At 70.5% G+C, this 22,778-nt stretch carries 20 protein-coding genes; 12 read left to right on the top strand and 8 right to left on the bottom strand.

What is annotated here, in order from left to right:
• The first annotated feature begins 74 nt into the window (after positions 1–74).
• The 6 genes from ACH5HR_RS15030 to trxA all read left to right on the top strand — a co-directional run bounded on the left by ACH5HR_RS15030 (position 75) and on the right by trxA (position 8,025).
• Positions 75–692: an NUDIX hydrolase gene (locus ACH5HR_RS15030; protein ID WP_402374919.1), complete on the top strand. Its 618-nt coding sequence runs from the start codon at positions 75–77 to the stop codon at positions 690–692.
• Between the two features lie 10 nt (positions 693–702).
• Complete coding sequence (locus tag ACH5HR_RS15025) at positions 703–2,826, top strand: DUF6049 family protein (protein WP_416478597.1); 2,124 nt, start codon at positions 703–705, stop codon at positions 2,824–2,826.
• Positions 2,823–4,550 (top strand): murein biosynthesis integral membrane protein MurJ, encoded by a 1,728-nt coding sequence (murJ, locus tag ACH5HR_RS15020; protein WP_416478596.1) that lies wholly within the window; start codon positions 2,823–2,825, stop codon positions 4,548–4,550. Before ACH5HR_RS15025 ends, murJ begins: the two co-directional genes overlap by 4 nt.
• Positions 4,551–4,656: 106 nt before the next feature.
• The gene (locus ACH5HR_RS15015; protein WP_416478594.1) at positions 4,657–6,570 is read left to right on the top strand and encodes a protein kinase family protein; all 1,914 of its coding nucleotides are present in this window, start codon (positions 4,657–4,659) and stop codon (positions 6,568–6,570) included.
• Between the two features lie 82 nt (positions 6,571–6,652).
• Complete coding sequence (gene trxB, locus ACH5HR_RS15010; protein ID WP_402374911.1) at positions 6,653–7,672, top strand: thioredoxin-disulfide reductase; 1,020 nt, start codon at positions 6,653–6,655, stop codon at positions 7,670–7,672.
• A 29-nt stretch (positions 7,673–7,701) separates the two neighbouring features.
• Positions 7,702–8,025 carry a thioredoxin gene (trxA, locus tag ACH5HR_RS15005; RefSeq protein WP_402374909.1) on the top strand — a complete coding sequence of 108 codons (324 nt, stop codon included), beginning with the start codon at positions 7,702–7,704 and terminating at the stop codon, positions 8,023–8,025.
• 295 nt (positions 8,026–8,320) lie between these two features.
• On the opposite strand, the gene ACH5HR_RS15000 is transcribed toward trxA, so the two are convergent.
• The 8 genes from ACH5HR_RS15000 to rpmH all read right to left on the bottom strand — a co-directional run bounded on the left by ACH5HR_RS15000 (position 8,321) and on the right by rpmH (position 14,143).
• Entirely contained in the window at positions 8,321–9,673 is a 1,353-nt protein-coding gene (locus tag ACH5HR_RS15000) for a ParB/RepB/Spo0J family partition protein (RefSeq protein ID WP_416478592.1), read from the bottom strand.
• 109 nt (positions 9,674–9,782) lie between these two features.
• Complete coding sequence (locus tag ACH5HR_RS14995) at positions 9,783–10,883, bottom strand: ParA family protein (RefSeq protein WP_402374905.1); 1,101 nt, start codon at positions 10,881–10,883, stop codon at positions 9,783–9,785.
• Positions 10,884–11,066: 183 nt separating this feature from the next.
• Positions 11,067–11,702, bottom strand: coding sequence for a 16S rRNA (guanine(527)-N(7))-methyltransferase RsmG (gene rsmG, locus ACH5HR_RS14990; protein WP_402374903.1), 636 nt, complete (start codon positions 11,700–11,702; stop codon positions 11,067–11,069).
• 121 nt (positions 11,703–11,823) lie between these two features.
• Positions 11,824–12,357, bottom strand: a complete 534-nt coding sequence (locus ACH5HR_RS14985) for a Jag family protein (protein WP_402374901.1) — start codon at positions 12,355–12,357, stop codon at positions 11,824–11,826.
• The gene (yidC, locus tag ACH5HR_RS14980; RefSeq protein ID WP_416478590.1) at positions 12,354–13,295 is read right to left on the bottom strand and encodes a membrane protein insertase YidC; all 942 of its coding nucleotides are present in this window, start codon (positions 13,293–13,295) and stop codon (positions 12,354–12,356) included. Before yidC ends, ACH5HR_RS14985 begins: the two co-directional genes overlap by 4 nt.
• Positions 13,296–13,349: 54 nt before the next feature.
• Positions 13,350–13,610: a membrane protein insertion efficiency factor YidD gene (gene yidD / locus ACH5HR_RS14975; RefSeq protein WP_402374897.1), complete on the bottom strand. Its 261-nt coding sequence runs from the start codon at positions 13,608–13,610 to the stop codon at positions 13,350–13,352.
• A gap of 35 nt (positions 13,611–13,645) precedes the next feature.
• On the bottom strand, positions 13,646–14,002 hold the full coding sequence (gene rnpA / locus ACH5HR_RS14970) for a ribonuclease P protein component (protein WP_416478588.1): 357 nt from the start codon (positions 14,000–14,002) through the stop codon (positions 13,646–13,648).
• A gap of 3 nt (positions 14,003–14,005) precedes the next feature.
• Positions 14,006–14,143 carry a 50S ribosomal protein L34 gene (gene rpmH / locus ACH5HR_RS14965; RefSeq protein WP_402375114.1) on the bottom strand — a complete coding sequence of 46 codons (138 nt, stop codon included), beginning with the start codon at positions 14,141–14,143 and terminating at the stop codon, positions 14,006–14,008.
• Positions 14,144–14,460: 317 nt separating this feature from the next.
• Between rpmH and dnaA the strand changes: the two genes are divergently transcribed.
• The 6 genes from dnaA (at position 14,461) to gyrB (ending at position 22,702) form a co-directional block, all read left to right on the top strand.
• Positions 14,461–15,897 carry a chromosomal replication initiator protein DnaA gene (dnaA, locus tag ACH5HR_RS14960; protein ID WP_402374893.1) on the top strand — a complete coding sequence of 479 codons (1,437 nt, stop codon included), beginning with the start codon at positions 14,461–14,463 and terminating at the stop codon, positions 15,895–15,897.
• A 527-nt stretch (positions 15,898–16,424) separates the two neighbouring features.
• Positions 16,425–17,558 (top strand): DNA polymerase III subunit beta, encoded by a 1,134-nt coding sequence (dnaN, locus tag ACH5HR_RS14955; protein WP_402374891.1) that lies wholly within the window; start codon positions 16,425–16,427, stop codon positions 17,556–17,558.
• Between the two features lie 63 nt (positions 17,559–17,621).
• Positions 17,622–18,521, top strand: a complete 900-nt coding sequence (gene gnd, locus ACH5HR_RS14950; RefSeq protein WP_402374889.1) for a phosphogluconate dehydrogenase (NAD(+)-dependent, decarboxylating) — start codon at positions 17,622–17,624, stop codon at positions 18,519–18,521.
• A 19-nt stretch (positions 18,522–18,540) separates the two neighbouring features.
• Complete coding sequence (gene recF, locus ACH5HR_RS14945) at positions 18,541–19,722, top strand: DNA replication/repair protein RecF (RefSeq protein ID WP_416478586.1); 1,182 nt, start codon at positions 18,541–18,543, stop codon at positions 19,720–19,722.
• 91 nt (positions 19,723–19,813) lie between these two features.
• On the top strand, positions 19,814–20,311 hold the full coding sequence (locus tag ACH5HR_RS14940) for a DciA family protein (protein WP_402375112.1): 498 nt from the start codon (positions 19,814–19,816) through the stop codon (positions 20,309–20,311).
• Between the two features lie 315 nt (positions 20,312–20,626).
• Positions 20,627–22,702, top strand: coding sequence for a DNA topoisomerase (ATP-hydrolyzing) subunit B (gene gyrB, locus ACH5HR_RS14935; protein ID WP_416478585.1), 2,076 nt, complete (start codon positions 20,627–20,629; stop codon positions 22,700–22,702).
• Positions 22,703–22,778 lie beyond the last annotated feature (76 nt).

Raw genomic sequence — 22,778 nt, 5'->3', positions numbered from 1 at the left:
GCCGGAGCGAGCGCTGGGCGATCTCTGGGCCGCGCGTCGTCCGGATGCCCCGACGAACTCGGTAGGGTGTGCGCATGTCTTCTGCGGCACCGGCGCCAGGCGCTTCCGACGGGCGCCCGCCCGTGCCGGTGCCCGTCCCGCCCGGCGGACACCCCCTACGGGTCGATCCTGCCCGTCGGCAGAGCGGCACGCCCGTCCCCGCGGCCGCGCCGGCCACCAACCTTCCCTCCGGGCACCTGCCCGTCGTGGACGAGACCTCGGCCGGCGGTCTCGTCGTCGAGCGCCACGTCTCCGGCCACCGGGCCGCGGTGATCCTGCGGCGCAACCGCGCCGGCCGGCTGGAGATGTGCCTGCCGAAGGGCCACCTCGAGGGGCGGGAGACACCGGAGGAAGCCGCGGTCCGGGAGATCCGCGAGGAGACGGGCATCGTCGGGACCGTCCGCACCACCCTGGGCGTGATCGACTACTGGTTCAGCGGTGAGGACCGGCGCGTCCACAAGGTGGTGCACCACTTCCTGCTGCGGTCCGAGGGCGGGACCATCACTGCCGCCGGCGACCCGGACGGCGAGGCCGAGGACGCCTGCTGGGTGCCGCTCGACGAGCTTCCCGACCGCCTCGCGTACCCGAACGAGCAGCGTCTGGCCGCCACGGCCCTGCAGGCGCTGTCCGACAGCCCGGAGCTCGTCGAGTGAGGCCCACCGCGTGATCGACTCCCGTGCCGCGGTGGTGCTCCCCCGCGCTCTCGCCGTCGTCGTGGCCGCCCTCGTGCTGGCCGGTGCGATGGTCGCCGTTCCGCTCGCCCCCGCGCCGTCGGCCGCCGCGGGTGGCGGCGTCACCGTCGAGATCGTCGACATGTCGCCCACGGTGGTGGGCCCGGACCAGACCCAGGACGTCACCGTCCGCGTGACCAACGACTCGGAGACCGCCCTGACCGGGTTGGAGGCGAACCTGGGCGTCGGCTGGCGCGAGGTGTCCGCCCGGTCCACCGTGGCGACGTGGGCCGACGACGACTCGACCCGGACCGCTGCCCGCCAGCTCAGCCTGCCGATGGACGACCTGCCGGCGGGCGAGTCGGCGGAGGTGACGTTCGAGCTGCGCGTCTCCACGCTCCAGCTCGGCGCCGACGCCGAGTGGGGCCCACGCCAGCTCTCCGTCGACGTGCGGGACGACGCCGGCCTGATCGACGTGCTGCACTCGTTCATGTTGTACGACCCGGACGGCGGGACCGGACGTGCCGGCCGGACCGCACCCGCACCGGTCGACCTCACGCTGGTGGCGCCGCTGACCGGCCCCCCTCTGGACCCGGCCGCACCAGAGGCGTACATCTCGACGATCACCGAACGTACATCGCCGGGCGGAGCCTACGACGCGCTGCTCGCGGCCGCCGGGGTGGACGACGCGCCCCTCTCGCTCGCCGTCGACCCCGCCGTCGTCGCCACGGCCGCCACCTCCTCCACGGAAGAGCTCAGCGCGTGGGCCAGCCGGCTGCAGCGTCCCGGCGCGGCCGACGTCGTCACCCTCCCGCCGTACGACGTCGACCTCGCGGCCCTGGCGCACGCGGACGTCCAGCCGAGCGACCTGCGCACCGTCACCGCGCCGGCCGGGCGCCTGCCGAGCGGCTGGTCGACCCCCGACGCCTGGAGCACCCGGGTCGCCTGGCCGGAGGGGACCGCCGACCTCGACACCCTCGGCGCGGCCCGGTCCGCCGGGATGCAGCACGTCCTCGTCGCCGACGGCCTCGAGCCGACCGTCGGCGTCACAGCCTCCGCCACCGACACCGTGCCCACCGCCGCGGGCGACGTCCCCGTCGTCGTCGCCGACCGTGCCCTCGGCGGCGCCCTCGCCGCGAGCACCGCGAGCACCGCGGGCTCGGCACCGGCCGCCACCCAGCGCCTGCTCGCCGACACCGCGGTGCTCGCCATGGCCGCCGCCGACTCCGGCCGCCCCGTCTCCGTCGTCGCCGCGATGCCGCGGGGCTGGTCACCGGACGTCGAGGCCTACACCGCCGTCACCTCCGCACTCGTCGGCCGGTCCTGGGTGGACGTCGTCCCGCTCACCGAGGTTCTCGCCGAGGCCCCCGTCAGGGCCTCGCGCACCGCCCTCGAGAAGCGCGTCGTCGACGCCGCCGAGCTAGGGCCCCGGGCCGTGCGCACCCTCGTCGACGAGCTCGACGGCCTCGTGTCCTTCGCCTCCGTCGCCGCGGACCCCGCCACCCTCATGGCCAGCGTGGACCGCGATCTCGTCGCACCGCTCTCCATCGCCTACCGCGGAGACCAGGACGCACGGGACGCCGCGGTCCAGCTCGCCGGGATCCGCGCCGAACAGGTCCAGTCCGGGATCCGGGTCATCGGACGGGCCGACGTGCTCCTGATCAGCGACACCGGCAACCTCCCCGTCCGGGTCCGCAACGACCTGCCGGTCGACGCCACCGTCACGGTGACGTTGCAACCGGACGACCCCCGGCTCATCGTCGAGACGTCCCCCACCGTCGTCATCCCCGCCGGCGAGTCCCGCGACGCCCAGGTCCGCGTGCGGGCCATCGCCTCCGGCGACGCCAACCTCGAGGTGAACGTCCTCGCTCCGAGCGGTGCCGCCGTCACCGCCCCGGCCGAGTTCGCGGTCCAGGTCCGCGCCGGATGGGAGACCGTCGGCACGTCGGTGATGGCCGCCGGAGTGGGACTGCTGTTCCTCGCAGGAATCTGGCGTACCGTGCGACGCGGCCGGTCGGACCGCCGTACCACCGCCGACGTCGCCGAGACGGTGGTTCCTCAGGACGCACCGACGCACCAGCCGCCGACGCACTCACCGGAGGACACCCAGGCATGACCGCCGACAACCCCGAGCCGGCTGCGCCGGGCCCGCTCCCCGACGACGCCCGACCCGCGGGCGAACCGTCGGACTCCGGGGCGCGCAAGGCCGGCCTGGGCCGAGGATCGATCGCCATGTCCCTCGGCACGGCGGCGTCACGCGCCTCCGGCCTGGTGCGGTCCATGCTGCTCGTCGCGTGCGTGGGTGCGGTCGGTACCGTCGCGGACGCGTTCGACATCGGCAACAAGCTCCCCAACGTCCTGTTCGCGCTGATCTCGGCGGGAGTGCTGCAGGCCGTCCTCATCCCGCAGATCCTGCGCGCGATGAACGCGGAGAACGCGCGGGAGAGGCTCGACAAGCTCCTCAGCCTCTCCGGCCTCGGCCTCCTGCTGCTCACCGCGGTCCTCGTCGTCGCTGCCCCGCTCATCGTGTGGGCCTACACCACCAGCGACGCGTGGTCGACCGACGCGCGCCACCTCGCGACCGTCTTCGCCTACTGGTGCATCCCCCAGGTCTTCTTCTACGGGCTGTACATGCTGCTCGGCCAGGTGCTCAACGCGCGCGGCCGGTTCGGCGCCTACGGCGTGGCCCCGGTCGCGAACAACGTCGTCTCGGTGCTCGGGTTCGGTGCCTTCCTGCTGGTGTGGGGCACCTCGCCGGACCGTGGCATCACGGACCTGTCGGCGTGGACGACGCCGATGACGACGCTGCTCGCCGGTACCGCGACGCTCGGCATCGCCGCGCAGGCGCTGGTGCTGGTCGTCGCGCTGCGCCGCTCCGGCTTCTCCTGGCGGTTCCGCCTCGGGCTCCGCGGCATCGGGCTGCGCTCGGCGGGCAACGTCGTCGGCTGGACGCTCGGCGCCGTCGTCCTCGAACAGCTCGGCGTCCTGTTCCTCACGAACGTCCTGGGTCGCGGGGCGCGAGCCGTCGAGGCGACCGGCGCGGTCGCCGCCGGGAACATGGCCTACACGCAGGCCATGACCATCTACTTGCTGCCCCACTCCCTGGTCATCGTGTCGATCGTGACCGTCCTCTTCCCGCGCATGACGGCGGCGGTGCAGGCCGGGAACCTCCCCGCGGTCCGTGCGGACATGTCCCTCGGCCTGCGGTCGGCAGGCATCTTCTCCGTCATCTCCGCCGCGGTCCTCTTCGTGCTCGCCAAGCCGCTCACCGGGGCGCTCCTGCCGTCGCTCGGTGCCGCCGAGGTCGACGCGATCGCCCCCATCCTGCGTGCCATGTCGATCGGCCTCGTCGCGCTCGGCGCCACCGTGCTCGTCCGCCGCATGTACTTCGCCTTCGAGGACGGTCTCGGGCTGTTCCTCATCCAGATCGCCGCCACCGTCACCCTGGTGGGCGCGCTGGCCGGCGCCGTCGCCACCCTGCCCGAGACGTGGTGGGCGGTCGCCGCGGGCGGCGCCTTCGCGCTGTCCACCTGGGTCTCGCTGCTGCTGCGGCTGCGTGGCATGAACCGCAAGCTGCACGGCATGGACGGCGGGCGCGTGCTGCGCCTCTATGTCCGCGCCGCCGTCGCAGCCGCCGTCGCGGGAGTCCTCGGCTGGGGCGTCATCCAGCTGATGGACGGTGGCGCGGGCTCGTCATGGCCGCACGCCGTGCTCGTGACGGCAGTGGGCGGCCTCGTGATGGTCGGCGTCTACCTCGGCATGCTCAAGCTGCTCCGCGTCCGCGAGCTCGACGACGCCCTCGCACCGATTCTGCGACGCGTACGCCGGAGCCCGCGATGACGAGACCTCTGACCAGCACTTCGCTCTACCATGGTCCGATGGAACGGACCACCGGCTCATCCGGCCGGAGCCCACTCTCCCACCACACCCCTACGGAGGCGTCCAGGTGAGCACCGTCCAGCCCGGGACCGTCATGGTCGATCGTTATCGGCTGACCCAGCCCGCGAGCACGGACCTGGCGACGGCGGAGGCGTGGGAGGCTCACGATCAGATCCTCGACCGTCCGGTGCGCGTCACGTTCGTGGACGGCCCCCAGTCCGCGGCAGCCCTCGACGCCGCACGCCGCGCGGCGCTGGTCGCCGACTCGCGCCTGTGCAGGGTGCTCGACGTCGGCACCACCGACCTGGGCGCGGGCGAGCGTTCCTACGTCATCACCGAGCCCTTCGCCGGCGAGTCGCTCACACAGATCGTCTCGCGTGGTCTCGTGGACGCCCAGCAGGCTCGCGCGCTCATGGGCGAGGCCGCGACCGCCCTCGAGGCCGCGCGCCGGCGCGGGGTGCACCACTGCGCCCTACGCCCCGAGGCCGTGCGCGTCGACGGACACCGCGTGGTCGTCACCGGCCTCGGCATCGATGCCGGTCTCGCCGGGATCGAACCTTCGGACACCGAGGCCGCCGCGATGGACGCCCGCGGGCTGGTCGCGCTGGGCTACTACGCGCTCACCGCACGCTGGGCCGCGGACAGCCTCGAGGTCCCCTGGATCGCTCCGGACGCCGTCCGGCCGCTGCCCGCTCAGACCGGGCCCGACGGTGTCGTCCCGGTCTCCGAGCTGGTGCCGCACGTCGACGACGAGATCGACGTCGTGGTCCGCCGCACCTTCACCGGGGACGACGCCGGTGCCCCGGCCACGCCGGCCGACATCGTCGCCGCGCTCGAGCCGTGGGGGCAGGTGTCCGTCGTGGCGGCCCTCCCCCGGTTCGTCCAGCCCCCCGAGCGTCCCGTGCGCTCGTCCGTGCTGGGAGCCGGCAGCCCGGCGGGTTCCGCGTCGCGCCCGGGCACACCCCCGCCCGCGCCCCCCGTGCGCCGTCCGTCCACCGGGAGGATCGCCCGGGCAGGTGTCGTCGGCGCCGGGGCGGGCGTCGCGGCCGGTGCCCCCTACGGGCAGCCTCCCGCGCAGGGCGCCGTTCCTCCGCCTCCCGGCCAGGGTGCCTACGGCCAGACGGCGGCCTATGGCCAGGCGCCCGCCTACGGGCAAGGACCTGCCTACGGCCAGGCGCCTGCTGCCGGGCAGTCCCCCGCTGCGGCCCCGGGCCAACCTGCACCGGCCGGCTATGCCCAGGCAGCGCCCGGGCAGCCCGCAGCGGCCCAGGGCGCCCCTCAGTCGGCGGCCGGCCCCACGACCGGCGGCTTCGCCTCGACCGCCGCCCCGAAGAAGCGTGGTGTCAACCCGACGCCGATCGTGCTCGGCGTCCTGCTCGTCGGCGTCGTGCTCGCCGCCGTCTGGGCGATGTCCCAGGCCTTCACGCCGTTCAGCTCCGAACCACCGCCCGAGGCGCAGACCTCGCAGGAGGCCACCACCGAGGGTGAGCCCACCGAGGGAGCCGACGACGCTGCGGAGGAGGAGCCCACCGAGACCGAGGAGCCCGAGGTCCGGCCGATCATCGACAGTGGTGAGCAGCTCGACCCGGCGGGCGACGGTGAGCACCCGGAGGCCGTGGAGCTCGCCTATGACGCGGACCCCTCGACGTTCTGGTTCACGCTGACTTACCACAACAACCCTGCCTGGGGCGGTTTCAAGGAGGGCGCCGGCTTCGGCGTCGAGCTGCGTGAGCCGGCCCCCGTGTCCCAGGTCGACCTCAACACCAACGGCAGCGGCGGGGCGTGGCAGCTCCGTTCGACCAGCCTCGACGACCCGACGGGCGGCGACCTGCTGGCGGAAGGATCGTTCTCTGAAGACACGACGATCGAGCTCGACGAGGCCGTCATCGTCGACTCTCTCGTCCTGTGGATCACCGAGCTCCCGGGGACGGACGAGGCCGACCGCTACCGGCTCGAGCTCAACGAGATCACGCTGTCCTGACGCCCGGAACATCGCCGATGCCCCGTGTGTTGACCCCTGGTGCCGGTCCGCGCCGGTACCGAACCGAACCGCAGGAGTAGATGTGACCGACCAGCCGACCCCCCCGGCCAGCACGGACGCCGCGCTGCACGACATCGTCATCGTCGGTTCCGGCCCTGCCGGGTACACCGCCGCGATCTACGCCGCACGAGCAGGCCTGGCGCCGATCGTCGTGGCCGGGTCCGTCACGGCCGGCGGTGCTCTCATGAACACCACCGAGGTGGAGAACTTCCCCGGCTTCCCCCCGGGGATCCAGGGACCGGACCTCATGGACGCCATGCGCGAGCAGGCCGAGAAGTTCGGTGCGATGGTGCTCTGGGACGACGCCGAGACGCTCGACCTGACCGGCGACGTGAAGACCGTCGTCACGGGCGGCGGCGAGACGTTCCGATCGCGGACGGTCATCCTCGCCACCGGCTCGGCCTACCGCGAGCTCGGCCTTCCCGAGGAGAAGAAGCTGTCGGGGCGCGGCCTCTCGTGGTGTGCCACGTGTGACGGGTTCTTCTTCCGTGACCAGCACATCGCCGTCGTCGGTGGGGGTGACTCCGCGATGGAAGAGGCGACCTTCTTGACCCGCTTTGCGTCAAAGGTCACGATCATCCACCGCCGCGACGCTCTCCGCGCCTCCAAGATCATGGCAGACCGTGCCCTCGCCGATCCCAAGATCGACTTCGCGTGGAACAGCGAGGTGGCGGCCATCCATGGCGAGGACAAGGTCTCCGGGGTGCGCCTGCGAGACACGGTCACGGGCACTGAGCGCGACCTCGACGTGACCGGGCTCTTCGTCGCCATCGGCCACGACCCTCGCAGCGAGCTGCTCGCCGGGCAGGTCGACCTGGACGACGAGGGCTACGTCATCGCGGAGGGTCGCTCCACCCGCACGAACCTCCCCGGGGTGTTCGCCTGCGGCGACCTCGTCGACCACACCTACCGTCAGGCGATCACCGCCGCAGGGTCGGGTTGCTCCGCCGCCCTGGACGCGCAGTCCTACCTCTCCGACCTGGCAGACCTCGCCTCTGAGCCCGACCCGGAGCAGCTCCCGGCCGCGCTCGACGCCGTCTGACCCCCATCACGCACATCGAAGGAGTCCGCATGCCTACCGTCGCAGTCACCGACGACACCTTCCAGTCCGAGGTCCTCGAGTCCGACATCCCCGTCCTGGTGGACTTCTGGGCTACCTGGTGCGGCCCGTGCCGCATGGTCGCCCCGATCCTCGAGGAACTGTCGGAGGAGTACGAGGGCAAGGTCAAGATCGTCAAGCTCGACACGGACGCCAACCAGGCCACCACGATGGCCTACGGCATCACCTCGATCCCGACGCTGAACGTCTACTCCGGCGGTGAGGTGGTCAAGTCGATCATCGGTGCCCGCCCCAAGCGCGCGCTCGCCGAGGAGATCGACGGCATTCTCGTCTGAGGATTCATGGTTCGCTGGCGGCCGCCTCTGGTTCATCGGAACCAGGGGCGGCCGCTTCTTCGTCGTACCGGCCTGGTCCCGCATGGTCGGCGGGCCGGCACCGACCACGGTGAACCGGTGCTGTTTCACGTGAAACATCGAACCGCCGCTTCGTTTCACGTGAAACAGCACGTGCCCCGCATCGCGGCGTCGCGCATCACCCAAGGGGCCCAAGGCACGAAACCCGGACCCACAGCAACGGGCCCGGTCCTGTTTCACGTGAAACATGACCGGGCCCGGTTCTGTGCCCGCGGGGTTAGGACGGTGCGAAGCCGGGATCCTCCGGAGCCATGACCGTCAGGATCCTGTTCAAGTCCTCGACGGACGCAAACTCGACGGTGACCTTTCCCTTGGTCTTGCCCAGGTTGACCTTCACGCGCGTCTCGAACCGGTCGGAGAGCCGGGTCGCCAGCTCGTCCATCGCCTCGCTGCGTTGACCAGCTCGCGGAGCCCGTGCAGCGGGCTTGTCCTCGCTGCCCTCCGCGATCAGCGTGACCACCTCTTCCGTCGCCCGCACCGAAAGTCCTTCCGAGACGATCCGCTGCGCGAGCCGCTCGATCTCCGCGCCGTCCGTGAGCCCGAGCAGGGCACGGGCGTGGCCTGCAGAGAGCACGCCCGCCGCCACCCGCCGCTGAACCAACGGAGGCAGCTTCAGCAGCCGGAGGGTGTTCGAGATCTGCGGCCGCGAGCGGGCGATCCGCGTGGCCAGCTCCTCGTGGGTGCACCCGAAGTCGTCGAGCAACTGGCGGTACGCCGCCGCCTCCTCCAACGGGTTCAACGCAGCGCGGTGCAGGTTCTCCAGCAGTGCGTCACGGAGCATGTCCGAGTCGTCCGTGGAGCGGATGATCGCCGGGATGGTCTCGAGCCGCGCTTCTTGCGCTGCACGCCACCGCCGCTCCCCCATGATCAGCTCGAAACCTGCCGAGGCGTCAGGGTCCGGCCGGACGACGATGGGTTGCAGCACACCGATCTCGCTGATCGACTCGATCAGCTCGTCGAGCTCCCCCTCGTCGAAGACGGTTCGCGGCTGACGCGAGTTCGGCCGGATCTGATCGACCGGCACCTCGGCGAAGCGAGCGCCGGGTACCGGGACCAGGGCGTCCTCGCCCTCTCCCGAATCGCCCGCCGCCGACGCCGCACTGCCGGCAGGGGTGCCGGGCGCCGAGTCTGCCGGCTCGGTCGCCGAGGCAAGGTCCTCCGGGGCGTCGTGCTCGGTGATCTCGATCGTCCCCGGCGATCCGTACCCGCCGTCGGCAGCCGCGCTGGACTCCGACTCCAGCCGGTCGGCGAGGCCCGCCAGCGCCGACACCGGGTCGATCGGGTCGTCCGTCCGGCCACTGCCGTTGATGCTCAGCCGACCGCCCGCGATCGCCGAGTCCCAGGACGCCGATCGCCGTCCGGTGCGTTCGCCAGCCGCTGCTGAGGTCTCGGCAGCACGCTCGGGTTCGTCACCACCATGGTCGTCGTCCGAGGCGGTCATGACCGCTCCGGGTGCGTCCTGTGCCTCGTCACGTTGTGGGAAGAAGACATCCACCGGCTTGTCCTGCGGTGGCCCCTGAGGAATCAGAGCCCCCAGCCCACGGCCGAGCCCTCGCTTCTTCTGGCTCATGATCCACCAGCCTCCTGGTTCCGTCCGGGTGTCGGACCGTCTTCGTCGGGTCTCGGTGCTGCGGCCGTGACCGATCGCGACTCACCGTACTGCTTCGATGCTACGCGCGTCATCGCAGGTCAGCGCGTTGAACTGAGTGCTCTGACATCTCGCGCGCCGCCTCCAGGTAGGCCAGGGCGCCGGTCGATCCCGGGTCATAAGTCATGACCGTCTGGCCGTAGGAGGGCGCTTCGGAGATGCGCACCGAGCGTGGGACCGTAGTCCGCAGGGTCTGGTCCGGGAAGTGCTGCCGGACCTCGGCGGCCACCTGCTGCGCAAGGTTGGTGCGTCCGTCGTACATCGTCAGGAGGATCGTCGACACCACGAGCTCGGGGTTCAGGTGCGCCTTGATGAGCTCGATCGTCTTGAGGAGCTGGCTCAGGCCTTCCAGGGCGTAGTACTCGCACTGGATCGGGATGAGGACCTCGCGGCCCGTGACGAACGCGTTCACCGTGAGCAGGCCCAGACTCGGCGGGCAGTCCACGAAGACGTAGTCGATCGGCTCCTCACCGCGCGCCGTGCGCTCGTCGAGATACCGGTCGAGAGCCTTGCGCAGCCTCGTCTCGCGGGAGACCAGCGACACCAGCTCGATCTCGGCACCTGAGAGGTCGATGGTGGCCGGCACGCCCCACAGCCCTTCGACGTCCGGGCATGCCTGGACCGCCGTCTCGATGGGCTCGTCCTCGACGAGGACCTCGTAGATGGACGGCGTCCCAGCACGGTGCTCGATGCCCAGCGCTGTGGAGGCGTTGCCCTGAGGATCGTTGTCGATCACGAGGACCTTCAGCCCAGCCCGAGCCAGGCCGGCGGCGAGGTTCACCGTGGTCGTCGTCTTGCCGACGCCGCCCTTCTGGTTGGCGACGGTGATGATCCGCGTGCGTTCGGGACGCGGGAACCTCCGTCCGTCCAGCTCGAGCCGGCGTCGCGCATCCAGCGCCAGCTGTGCGGCCAAGGGCGTGTCTTCGTCCACCTCCGGCACGGAGGAGATCAGCGCCTCCCGGTGCAGATCCCCCGCGTGCGAGGCTCCCGCGTGCGGAGCTCCCGGGTGCGAGGTGGATCCACCGCCGATCTCCGGCGAGGGGGATGTTTCACGTGAAACACCGGCGTCGCGCGCGTCAGGGGTGCTCCAGGTACCGTCCTCGGACGAGGCGTCCTGGCGGTCGGCGCTCATGCTCACGGGTCGTTCCTCCACGTCGCGTCGCACGTCGATGCAGTTCCGCGCTCACTCTACGGCCTCGCACCCACGGCCGCGGCGCTGACACCCGCACGTCATGCACCTCGCGACGAAGCGCCCACAGCACGACGACGGCCCGGCACGTTTCACGTGAAACATGCCGGGCCGCGAGCCGTAGCGCTACTTGCGGCGGACGCGGAGGACCGTCGTCGACTCCACGCCGTCGACCGTCCGGCCCTCCAGGATCTCCGGCTCTCCGACGGCGAGCTTGCGCAGGATCTTTCGCGCCGGCTCGATCTCCTGCGCGACATTGCGTCCCTTGAGGACGACCAACTCTCCGCCGGGCCTGACGAGCGGAAGGCTCATCCGTGCGAGCTTCGACAGAGCTGCCACCGCACGAGATGTCACCGCGTCGACCTCCAACGCGCCGTCATACTCCTCCGCGCGGCCTCGCTTGACCTCGACGTTCGTCAGCCCGAGGTCGTCGACGACCTCCTCGAGCCAGGTGGTCCGTCGCTCCATGGGTTCGATCAGGTGCACCGTGGCGTCGGGACGCAGGATCGCGATGACGACGCCGGGCAGCCCGGCGCCGGATCCGATGTCCGCCACAGTGTTCGCCGATGCGAGGAACGGCACGACCGCCGCGGAGTTGAGGACGTGTCGCTCCCACAGGCGATCGACCTCGCGCGGGCCGATCAGCCCGCGAAGCTCGCCTTCGTCCCGTAGCCGGGCGTGGAACCGGGCCACCGCGTCGTAGTGCTCGCCGAAGTAGTCGCGTACCGCCGCGCTCGTCCCGATCGTCTCGTCCGATTCCATGCGCACCATCCTGTCACTCACGTCGGGGTCCAGCATGGCTCGTCCCCTCCTTGGTCAGCATCCTCCAGACACGACGAGGGCCCGCTGTTTCACGTGAAACAGCGGGCCCCGTCGGCGGTCGTCACGCCGTGGTGTCCCCCGCCGGATGGATCACCACGTGCCGCTGCGGCTCGACTCCGGCCGAGTCGCTCACCAAGCCCGCCGCGGCCACGACGTCGTGCACCACCTTGCGCTCGAAGGCGTTCATCGGTTCCAAGGACTCCGTCTCTCCGGACTCCCGCACGCGCGTGATCGCATCGGTCGCGAGCGTCTCGAGCTCGGCGCGCCGCCCCGCGCGGAAACCGCCGACGTCGAGCATCAGTCGGCTCCGCTCCCCCGTGCGCGCCTGCACCGCCAGTCGCGTGAGGTCCTGAAGCGCCTCCAGCACCTCGCCGTTCCTGCCGACCAGCGCGTCGAGAGACCGGGGGGATTCCTCGGAGACCACCTCGACCGCGGCGCGCTCGTGGTGGATGTCGAGGTCGATGTCACCGTCCAGGTCGGCGATGTCGAGCAGCTCCTCGAGGTAGTCCGCGGCGACCTCACCCTCCTCCTCGAGCCGTGCCACCAGCGTCTTGCCGTTCTCGGGCGTCGCGTCGCTCGTCATGGCTGACCTCATCTCTTCTTCTTCTTGCGGTTCTTCCGCACCGGCTGCTCACGCTGGCCGACGGGCTTCGGCGGCGCGATCTCGGTGGGCTCCTCGGCGACGATGCCCTTCTTGGCAGCCTTCGCGGCCTGCTTCTCCTTGAGCTGGCGCTCCGCCTCGGAGCCCGGCGCCGGCATACGCTTGATCGTGTAGAACTGCTGCCCCATCGACCAGAGGTTGGTCGTGGTCCAGTAGATCAGGACACCGACAGGGAAGTTCACGCCCGAGATCAGGAAGATCACCGGCAGCGCGTAGAGCATCATCTTCTGCGTGTTCGCCATCGGCCCCTCGAGCGCGGCCTTCGGCATGTTCTTCATCGTGAGCTGGCGCTGCGTGAAGAACGTCGTGGCGCTCATCGCGACGATGAGGACCAGGATGACGATCCGGGCACCCCAGTCGTCCGTCTGCAGGAAGATGTCTGAGAGCTGCGCGCCGAAGAGCGAGGAGTGCTCGATGTCGGCGGCGACCGACTGGTCGATCGGCCCGATCGCCGAGTCGGCACCGGTCGAGATGTCGCCCAGGTTGTAGAGCAGCCGGAACAGGGCGAAGAAGATCGGCGACTGCAGGAGGATCGGCATGCACGAGGCCATCGGGTTGGTGCCGTGCTTGCGGTACAGCTCCATCGTCTCGCGACCCATGGCCTCGCGCGACGACGGGTCCTTCTTGTTCTTGTACTTCTTCTGGATCGCCTGGAGCTCCGGCTGCATCATCTGCATACCGCGCGAGGCCTTGATCTGCTTGAAGAACAGTGGGATCAGCAGGATACGGATGGCGATCACCAGTGCGACGATCGACAGCACCCAGGCGAAGCCCGGACCGTCCTGGAAGCCCAGCAGGGTGAAGAACTGATGGGACCCGTACATGATCCAGGCCACGACCCACTGGATGGGGTACAGGATGGTATCGATCATCCCGAAATGTCTCCTCTGTCGGAAGCTGAGTCCGGGTGGCGCGACCCCGGGAGGTCAGTGCGTGTGGGCGCCGCGGTGCTCGTGCTGACGAGCCGGCGGCACGTCGTCGACGCCGCCGAGGCTCCACGGGTTGCACCGCAGGATCCGCCAGAGGGCGAGTCCGGTCCCCCGCAGCGGTCCGTGCGTACGGACTGCGACCAGCGCGTACTGCGAGCAGGACGGGTAGTACTTGCAGGTCGGACCGGTCATCGGCGACACGACGGCCTGGTAGACGCGGATCGCCCCGACGAGCACTGCCGTCGGGACGGCGCGCATCAGCTCTCGGCTGCGTCCGAGAACCGAGCCGGCCATCAGCCCGGCCCCGCGAACCGGGCGAGCGCCTTGTAGATGCCGCGGGAGACGTCGCGGGCGAGGCGGGAGTAGTCCGCCGCAGCGGACGCCGGCAGCGCGCGCAGGACCACGAGGGCGTCCGCGGGCAGCTCGGCGAGGTGGGCGGCTGCGATGCCTCGCAGGCGCCGCTTCACCAAGTTCCGGTGCACGGCGTTCCCGACCGCCTTGGAGACCACCAGGCCCACCAAAGGGCCGTCCACCTGCCCCGGTGCTCGGGTCAGGTGGACGACGACGGTCGAGCGCCCTGCGCGCGCGCCACCGCGCACCGCTCGTTCGAAGTCGAAAGAGCGGCGCATGCGACGCGCCGCAGGGAGCACGGCTCAGGCAGCGAGGTCGGCGCGGCCCTTGCGACGGCGGTTCGCCAGGATGGCGCGGCCGGCACGGGTGCGCATGCGCAGCCGGAAACCGTGGGTCTTCGCACGACGGCGGTTGTTCGGCTGGAAGGTCCGCTTGCTCACGAGGTACTCCAAGAAAACGTCGGGGAGGCACACCGTCAGGTCCTCGACGATGTCGGTCAGGTTGCAGGTCGGTGTCCGCACGGGCAGTGTGTCGACCGGGCCGACCCGAGGCCGCTCGCCCGAAGGAGGGCGCGCGAAAGTACCTGGAACGGCTGTCCGACGTTACGCCGTCGGAGCCTCTCCGGTCAACCGGGCCCAGCGTGACGACGACGACACGACCACTGCCGGTCCGCCGTCGTCCACACCGATGTCCACAGGTTCCACAGGGTGTGGAAAACTATGTGGACACTGTCACCCGACCGCCCGGAGGAACCCCCGTGCCCCAGCCCGACGCCGACATCACCGAGGTCTGGTCACAGACCCTGGCGACCCTCGAGGCGCGGTCGGACATGACCCAGCGGCAGCTCGCCTTCATCAAGCTCGCGAAGCCGATGGCGATCCTGGAGGACACGGTCTTCATCGCCGTCCCGCACGAGCAGACGCGCAACTACCTCGAGACGAGCGTGCGTGACCAGCTCGTCTCGGCGATGTCGTCGACGCTCGGGCGCGACATCCGCTTCGGGATCACCGTCGACCCGGAGCTCAGCCACGAGGCGCTGGCCGGGCCCACGCAGGACTACAGCCCGCCCTCCGAGGAGCCCGAGCACGACATCTCCGCCCCCGAGCGGACCTCGGTGCCCCGCACCGCGCCGCCGGCGCGCAAGGAGGCAGCGGAGCCCACGCGGCTGAACCCGAAGTACATCTTCGAGACGTTCGTCATCGGCTCCTCCAACCGGTTCGCGCACGCGGCCGCCGTGGCGGTGGCCGAGGCGCCGGCCAAGGCCTACAACCCCCTCTTCATCTACGGCGACTCCGGGCTGGGCAAGACCCACCTCCTGCACGCGATCGGTCACTACGCCCACAACCTCTACCCGCACGTGCGGGTGCGGTACGTGAACTCCGAGGAGTTCACCAACGACTTCATCAACAGCATCGGCGAGGGACGCACCGGCGCGTTCCAGCGGCGCTACCGCGACGTCGACGTCCTGCTCATCGACGACATCCAGTTCCTGCAGGGCAAGGAACAGACGATGGAGGAGTTCTTCCACACCTTCAACGCGCTGCACAACGCGGACAAGCAGGTGGTCATCACCTCCGACGTCCCGCCCAAGCAGCTCGACGGGTTCGAGGACCGCCTGCGCTCCCGGTTCGAGTGGGGTCTCATCACGGACGTCCAGCCGCCCGACCTCGAGACCCGTATCGCCATCCTGCGCAAGAAGGCCGCGAGCGAGCGGCTCGACGTGCCGGCAGAGGTCCTGAGCTACATCGGCTCGCGCATCTCGACGAACATCCGCGAGCTCGAGGGAGCGCTCATCCGGGTGACGGCGTTCGCCAACCTGAACAAGCAGCAGGTGGACCTCGCCCTGACCGAGATCGTCCTCAAGGACCTCATCACCGACGACGACCAGGCCACCGAGATCACCCCGGCCATGGTCATCGCCCAGACCGCCGCGTACTTCGGTCTCACGATCGACGACCTCTGCGGCACGTCCCGGTCCAGGGTGCTCGTGACCGCCCGGCAGATCGCCATGTACCTGTGCCGCGAGCTGACAGACCTCTCCCTGCCCAAGATCGGCCAGCAGTTCGGCGGCCGCGACCATACGACGGTCATGCACGCGAACAAGAAGATCGCCGGGCAGATGGCCGAGCGCCGGTCGACGTACAACCAGGTCACGGAGCTGACGAGCCGCATCAAGCAACAGCATCGCGGCTGATCCACAAGTCCACAGCCCTGTGGAGAACCTCGTGTTCACAGGGTTTCCCACAGAAGCGTGCCCGAGAACATGCGATTTCAGCCGAGCTGTCCCCATCCTGTGGACCGCATCGGTGGACAACTCCCCCGATTCCGGTCTCAGCCCGGTGCACACCTGTGGACAAATCTGTGGATGCCTGTGGAACACGCCGCAGAACCGGTGGACGAACGCACCCTCATCGGTGGACGCCTGTGGGTACAGAAACCACCGTCCACAGGGGCACCCTGTTGCCCACAGGTTCGCCCCCAACCCTCTCCACAGCCTTGCAAGCCCTCTGACCTGGGAAGACAGCGGTTTTCCCCATGATCCACAACCCCTACGACGACGATGAACGTGTTTATCCCAGGAGAGATCCACACGCCTTCGAAGCGCTGGACGGCAGTGACGGCACGCCCTTCCTCCCGGGCCTCGGCACGGTAGGGTTTGCACGGACGACGGCGCTGCTGCCAGGCATGTCGTCGCACCGCACGAGCACACTGAGGAGTGGGATGAAGTTCCGGGTTGAACGTGACGTCCTGGCCGAGGCCGTGACCTGGACGGCCCGTACGCTCCCCACGCGGCCGCCGGCCCCGGTCCTGGCGGGTGTCCGCCTCGAGGCCGACGCCGCGGGGACCATCGGCCTGGCGAGCTTCGACTACGAGGTCTCGGCCCGCTCCGAGATCCCCGCCGAGGTCTCCGAGCCGGGCACGGTGCTCGTCTCCGGCCGCCTCCTCGCCGAGATCTCCCGTGCCCTGCCCAGCAAGCCGGTGGACGTCACGGTCGAGGGCAACAAGGTGGCGCTGACCTGTGGCGCCTCCCGGTTCACGCTGCTCACCATGCCCGTCGAGGACTACCCGGCCCTGCCGGCGATGCCCGAGCTCACCGGCACGGTGCCCGGCGACTCGCTGACGCACGCCGTCGCGCAGGTCAGCGTGGCAGCGAGCCGGGACGACACGCTCCCGCTCCTCACCGGCGTCCGGATGGAGATCGAGGGCGAACGGATCACGTTGCTCGCGACCGACCGGTACCGTCTTGCGCTGCGTGAGCTGACGTGGACGCCCGCCACGCCGGGCTACTCGGCCGTCGCGCTGGTGCGCGCCCGCACCCTCAACGACGTCGCGAAGTCGCTCGGCGCGGGCGGTGGCCAGGTCAACATCGGCCTCTCCACCGGCGAGGGGATCGATCTCATCGGCTTCGAGGCCGGTGGCCGGCACACGACGTCCCAGCTGGTCGACGGCGACTACCCGGCCGTGCGGCGGCTGTTCCCGGACGCCACGCCGATCCACGCCGTCGTCCCCACCCAGGCACTCATCGACGCTGCCAAGCGCGTCGCGCTCGTGGCCGAGCGCAACACCCCGATCCGCCTCGCGTTCTCCGAGGGCCAGGTCGTGCTCGACGCCGGCCAGGGCGACGACGCGCAGGCGTCCGAGGCCCTCGAGGCGGTTCTCGTCGGTGAGGACATCCAGGTCGCCTTCAACCCGCAGTTCCTGCTGGACGGTCTGGGCGCGCTCGGCACGGACTTCGTCCGGCTGTCGTTCACGCACCCCAACAAGCCGGTGGAGTTCACCGGCCAGGAGTCTCTGGACGGCGAGGACTCGTCCGCCTACCGCTACCTGTTGGTCCCGATCCGCTTCTCGTCCTGAGTCAGGGCGGGTTCTCCTCGAGGCCCGTACGCTCGCAGCACGCCTATCCAGGAGGTTCTCCACATGGTCACCCACATGGGACTGGTCGGTCTGGGCAAGATGGGCAACAACATGCGCGAGCGTCTGCGCCGCGCGGGCATCGAGGTCACGGGCTACGACCCGCGTCCCGAGGTGTCCGACGTCGCATCGCTCGCGGCGCTCGTCGCCGCGCTGCCCGGGCCGCGACGCGTGGTGTGGGTGATGGTCCCGGCCGGTGAACCGACGCGCGGCGTGGTCCAGGAGCTCGGAACCCTGCTGGGCGACGGCGACATCGTCATCGAGGGCGGCAACTCCCACTACCCGGAGGACCAGGCGCGTGCGGCCGAGCTCGCGGAGCGCGGCATCGGGTACGTCGACGTGGGCGTCTCCGGTGGCATCTGGGGCCTGGAGAACGGCTACGGCCTGATGTGCGGTGGACCCGACGACCAGGTCGCGTACCTCATGCCGATCTTCGACGCGCTGCGGCCCGAGGGTCCGCGCGAGGAGGGCTTCGTGCACGCTGGCAACGTCGGGGCGGGACACTTCGCCAAGATGGTGCACAACGGCATCGAGTACGGGCTGATGCAGGCCTATGCCGAGGGCTACGAGCTGCTGTCCGCGAAGAAGGACGTCGTCACCGACGTCCACGGCACGATGCGCGCGTGGAAGCGCGGCACGGTGGTGCGTTCGTGGCTGCTCGACCTCATGGTCAAGGCCCTCGAGGAGGACCCTGAGCTCACGGCGATCGACGACTGGGTCGCGGACTCGGGCGAGGGCCGCTGGACGGTGGACGAGGCGATCGACAACGCCGTCCCGCTCCCCGTCATCTCGGCAGCGCTGTTCTCCCGGTTCTCCTCGCGCCAGGACGACTCCCCGGCGATGAAGGCCGTGGCAGCGCTGCGCCAGCAGTTCGGCGGACACGCCACGAAGCCCTCGGCCGAGTAGTCCGCGCGACACTGGGGTCATGTACGTCTCGCACCTCTCCCTGCTCGACTTCCGGTCCTACGAGGCAGCCGACGTCGAGCTCGAGCCGGGCCCCAACGCGTTCGTGGGCCGCAACGGCCGCGGCAAGACGAATCTCGTGGAGGCTCTGGGGTACGTCGCGACGCTCGGCAGCCACCGGGTCGCGAACGACACCCCGCTGATCCGTGCCGGCGCCCAGCGTGCGGTGGTCCGGACCCGCGTCGTCCGGGGCGAGCGAGCGTCGACGGTCGAGCTGGAGATCACCGCGGGCAAGGCGAACCGGGCTCGCGTGAACCGCGGCCAGCTCGGCCGCGCGCGCGACGTCCTCGGGATCCTGCGCACCGTCCTGTTCGCCCCGGAGGACCTGGGTCTCGTCAAGGGCGACCCGGACGGCCGGCGCCGCTTCCTGGACCAGCTCGTCGTGCAGCTCCTCCCCCGTGCCGCCGGCGTGCTGGCCGACTACGAGCGCGTGGTCCGTCAGCGGTCGGCGCTGCTGAAGTCGCTGCGTGGTCACCGGGCCGCCGGGCGCGACCCGGACCTGTCGGCGCTGGAGGTCTGGGACGCCCGCGCGGCCCAGCTCGGTGGGCAGGTGCTGGCGTGGCGCACCGCGCTCGTGCGCTCCCTGCAGCCGCTCGTGGCGACGGCGTACGAGCAGGTCAGCGACGCGGACAGCGAGGCGCAGATCCGGTACCGCTCGGCGGTGCTGCCCGACGGACCGTCGGACGCGGTGGCGCCGGAGGAGCTCGAGAAGCTGTTGGCCGCCGCCGTCGAGGAGCAGCGGCCGCAGGAGATCGAGCGGGGACAGAGCCTCGTCGGGCCGCACCGGGACGATCTCGTGCTCTCCCTCGGCGATCTTCCTGCGAAGGGCTACGCGAGCCACGGGGAGTCGTGGTCGTTCGCGCTGGCTCTGCGCCTCGCGGCGTTCCGGCTGCTGGGCGGCGGGTCGGAGCCGATCGAGACCGAGGGAGTCTTCTGGGACCCGGACCACGGCTCGGACGCGGACCCGGTGCTGATCCTCGACGACGTCTTCGCCGAGCTGGACGTCCGCCGTCGCGAGCGGCTCGCGGAGCTCGTGGTCCCGGCGCGGCAGGTGCTGGTGACGGCCGCGGTGCCGCAGGACGTCCCGGAGGCTCTCCTGGGTGCCCGCTTCGAGGTCACGCCGGGGCGGGTACGTCGTGTCTGAGCAGGGGGCCGACGGCGGTCCCGCGGACCCGCTCGGCTCCCCGGACGAGCGGCGCGAGCGTGACCCGCGTCCCGTCGTCGAACGCACCGAGCTGACGCCGCGGTCCGAGGTGGCCCGCGAGGCGCTGAACCGCGCCAAGGCGGCCGCGCGGGCCAAGGGTCTGCGCCCGGGGAGCCCGTCGCGCCGGTCGGCCCTGGCGGAGCCGCGCAAGGATCCCGGCAAGGGGCCGAACGCCCGCGACCCGCGGCTGGTCTCGGACGTGGTGGCAAGGCTGCTGCGGGACAAGGGCTGGCACGAGGAGGTCTCGGTCGGTGGGGTGATCGGCCGGTGGCGCGAGGTGGTCGGGGACCAGGTCGCGGACCACTGCACGCCGGAGACGTTCGAGGACAAGGTCCTGGTGGTGCGGGCGGACTCCACGGCGTGGGCGACGCAGGTGCGGCTGCTCGTGCCGACGCTGATGCGGCGGCTCGACGAGGAGGTCGGCGAGGGCGTCGTGGAGCGGGTCTCGGTGCTCGGTCCGGCGGGGCCGAGCTTCCGTCGTGGACGCCGGTCGGTGCGCGGTCCCGGGCCGGGTGACACCTTCGGCTGACCAGGCTGGTGGTCGATGTGGAGAAACCTGTGGACAACGTGTGGGAGAGCACACGCTCGGCGGCCCGGTGGCCGCGATTTCCCGCGGATCTCCGGTAGACTCGGTGGGTGTCCCCGGGTGTCGATCCGGGTCCGTGGAGAACCGTGCGACCGGCCCGATCGGGCCGGTCGACGACTGCTCGGGCCTCGATGGTCCCCCGGTGGCGCACGGCACCGACCCGCAGCCGGCACACCCGTGCCCGTCCCTGTGCTGCGGCCCGGACCTCGGTCCGGGACACCCCGTCGCGTGCCTGGACGACGAGGAGTGCTACAGCCTGTGGCTCAGCGATCCGACAACAGCTACGACGCCGGGAACATCACCGTCCTCGAGGGCCTCGAGGCAGTCCGCAAGCGACCCGGCATGTACATCGGGTCCACCGGCGCGCGAGGTCTCCACCATCTCGTGTACGAGGTCGTGGACAACTCGGTCGACGAGGCTCTCGCCGGCCACGCGGACACCATCGACGTCACGCTCCTGGCGGACGGCGGGGTGCGCGTCGTCGACAACGGCCGTGGCATCCCCGTGGCGATGCACCCCACCGAGGGCCGGCCGACGATCGAGGTCGTCATGACGATCCTGCACGCGGGCGGAAAGTTCGGGGGCGGCGGCTACGCCGTCTCCGGCGGTCTGCACGGCGTGGGCATCTCGGTCGTCAACGCCCTCTCGTCGCGGGTGGTCACCGAGGTGCGCCGTGACGGCTACGCCTGGCGCCAGGAGTTCGCCGACGGCGGCGCTCCGGTCGGTGAGCTGCAGCGGCTCGAGGCCACGCAGGAGACGGGCACGACGCAGACGTTCTGGGCCGACGGCACCATCTTCGAGACGACGGACTTCGACTTCGAGACGCTCCGGTCGCGGTTCCAGCAGTACGCGTTCCTCAACAAGGGCCTGCGGATCACGCTGACGGACGAGCGGACCGAGCACGTCTCCGGCCCGGACGAGATCACCGGCGTGCCCGACGCCGTCGAGGGCGTCGCCGATGATGACGACGCCGCGGCTGCCGCGTCCCCGGACGACGAGGTCCACGACGCCGAGTCCGAGGACGGCGCGGTACGAACGGTCACGTACAAGTACGACGACGGCCTGATCGACTACGTCAAGCACATCAACGCGGCGAAGCGGTCGGAGATCATCCACCCGGAGATCATCGACATCGAGTCGGAGGACACGACGGCGAAGATCTCGCTCGAGATCGCGCTGCAGTGGACCAGCGCGTACAGCGAGTCGGTGCACACGTTCGCCAACACGATCTCGACGACGGAGGGCGGCACCCACGAGGAGGGCTTCCGTGCGGCGCTGACCGGCCTGGTCAACTCGTACGCCCGGGACAAGGCGATCCTCAAGGAGAAGGAGGAGAACCTCACGGGTGACGACATCCGCGAGGGGCTCACCGCGGTGCTGAGCGTCAAGCTGGGCGAGCCGCAGTTCGAGGGGCAGACGAAGACCAAGCTCGGCAACACCGAGGCGAAGACGTTCGTCCAGCGCGTCGTGCGCGAGAAGCTGGTCGACTGGTTCGACGCCCACCCGAACGAGGCGCGGGACATCATCCGCAAGGCGATCTCGGCGTCGCAGGCGCGCATCGCGGCCCGCAAGGCACGCGAGGCGACCCGACGCAAGGGGATCCTCAGCTCGGGCGGGATGCCCGGCAAGCTGAAGGACTGCCAGTCGAACCGCCCCGAAGAGTGCGAGATCTACATCGTCGAGGGCGACTCCGCCGGCGGTTCGGCGGTGCGTGGCCGTGACCCGCACAACCAGGCGATCCTGCCGCTGCGCGGCAAGATCCTCAACGTGGAGCGGGCGCGCCTGGACAAGGCGCTGTCCAACGCCGAGGTCCAGGCCCTGATCACGGCGTTCGGCACCGGCATCGGCGAGGACTTCGACATCGCGAAGCTGCGGTATCACAAGATCGTGCTCATGGCCGACGCGGACGTCGACGGCCAGCACATCTGCACGCTGCTGCTGACGCTGCTGTTCCGGTACATGCGACCGCTCATCGAGCAGGGGCACGTGTACCTGGCGCAACCGCCGCTGTACAGGCTCAAGTGGACGAACGCCCCGCACGACTACGTCTACTCCGACAGGGAACGCGACGCGTTCCTCCAGGAGGGCATCGCCAAGGGCAAGCGGATCCCCAAGGAGAACGGGATCCAGCGCTACAAGGGTCTCGGCGAGATGGACTACACGGAGCTCTGGGACACCACGATGGACCCGGAGCACCGTACGTTGATGCAGGTCACCATCGATGACGCGGCCGCGGCTGACGAGATCTTCTCGGTGCTGATGGGTGAGGACGTCGAGTCTCGGCGCAGCTTCATCCAGCGCAACGCCAAGGACGTCCGGTTCCTCGACATCTGACCGGAGCTGCGCGTACGCCACAAGGTTGCGCAGTTGTACAGAACTTCAGCACTGATCGAGGCAGGACCCGCGCCCT

Origin of the sequence: Isoptericola maris (genome assembly GCF_048065335.1) — a bacterium.
Classification (GTDB): Bacteria; Actinomycetota; Actinomycetes; order Actinomycetales; family Cellulomonadaceae; genus Isoptericola; species Isoptericola rhizosphaerae.
Note: the sequence above shows the minus strand (reverse complement) of the source record. Positions and strands in the feature narration are given on the sequence as shown.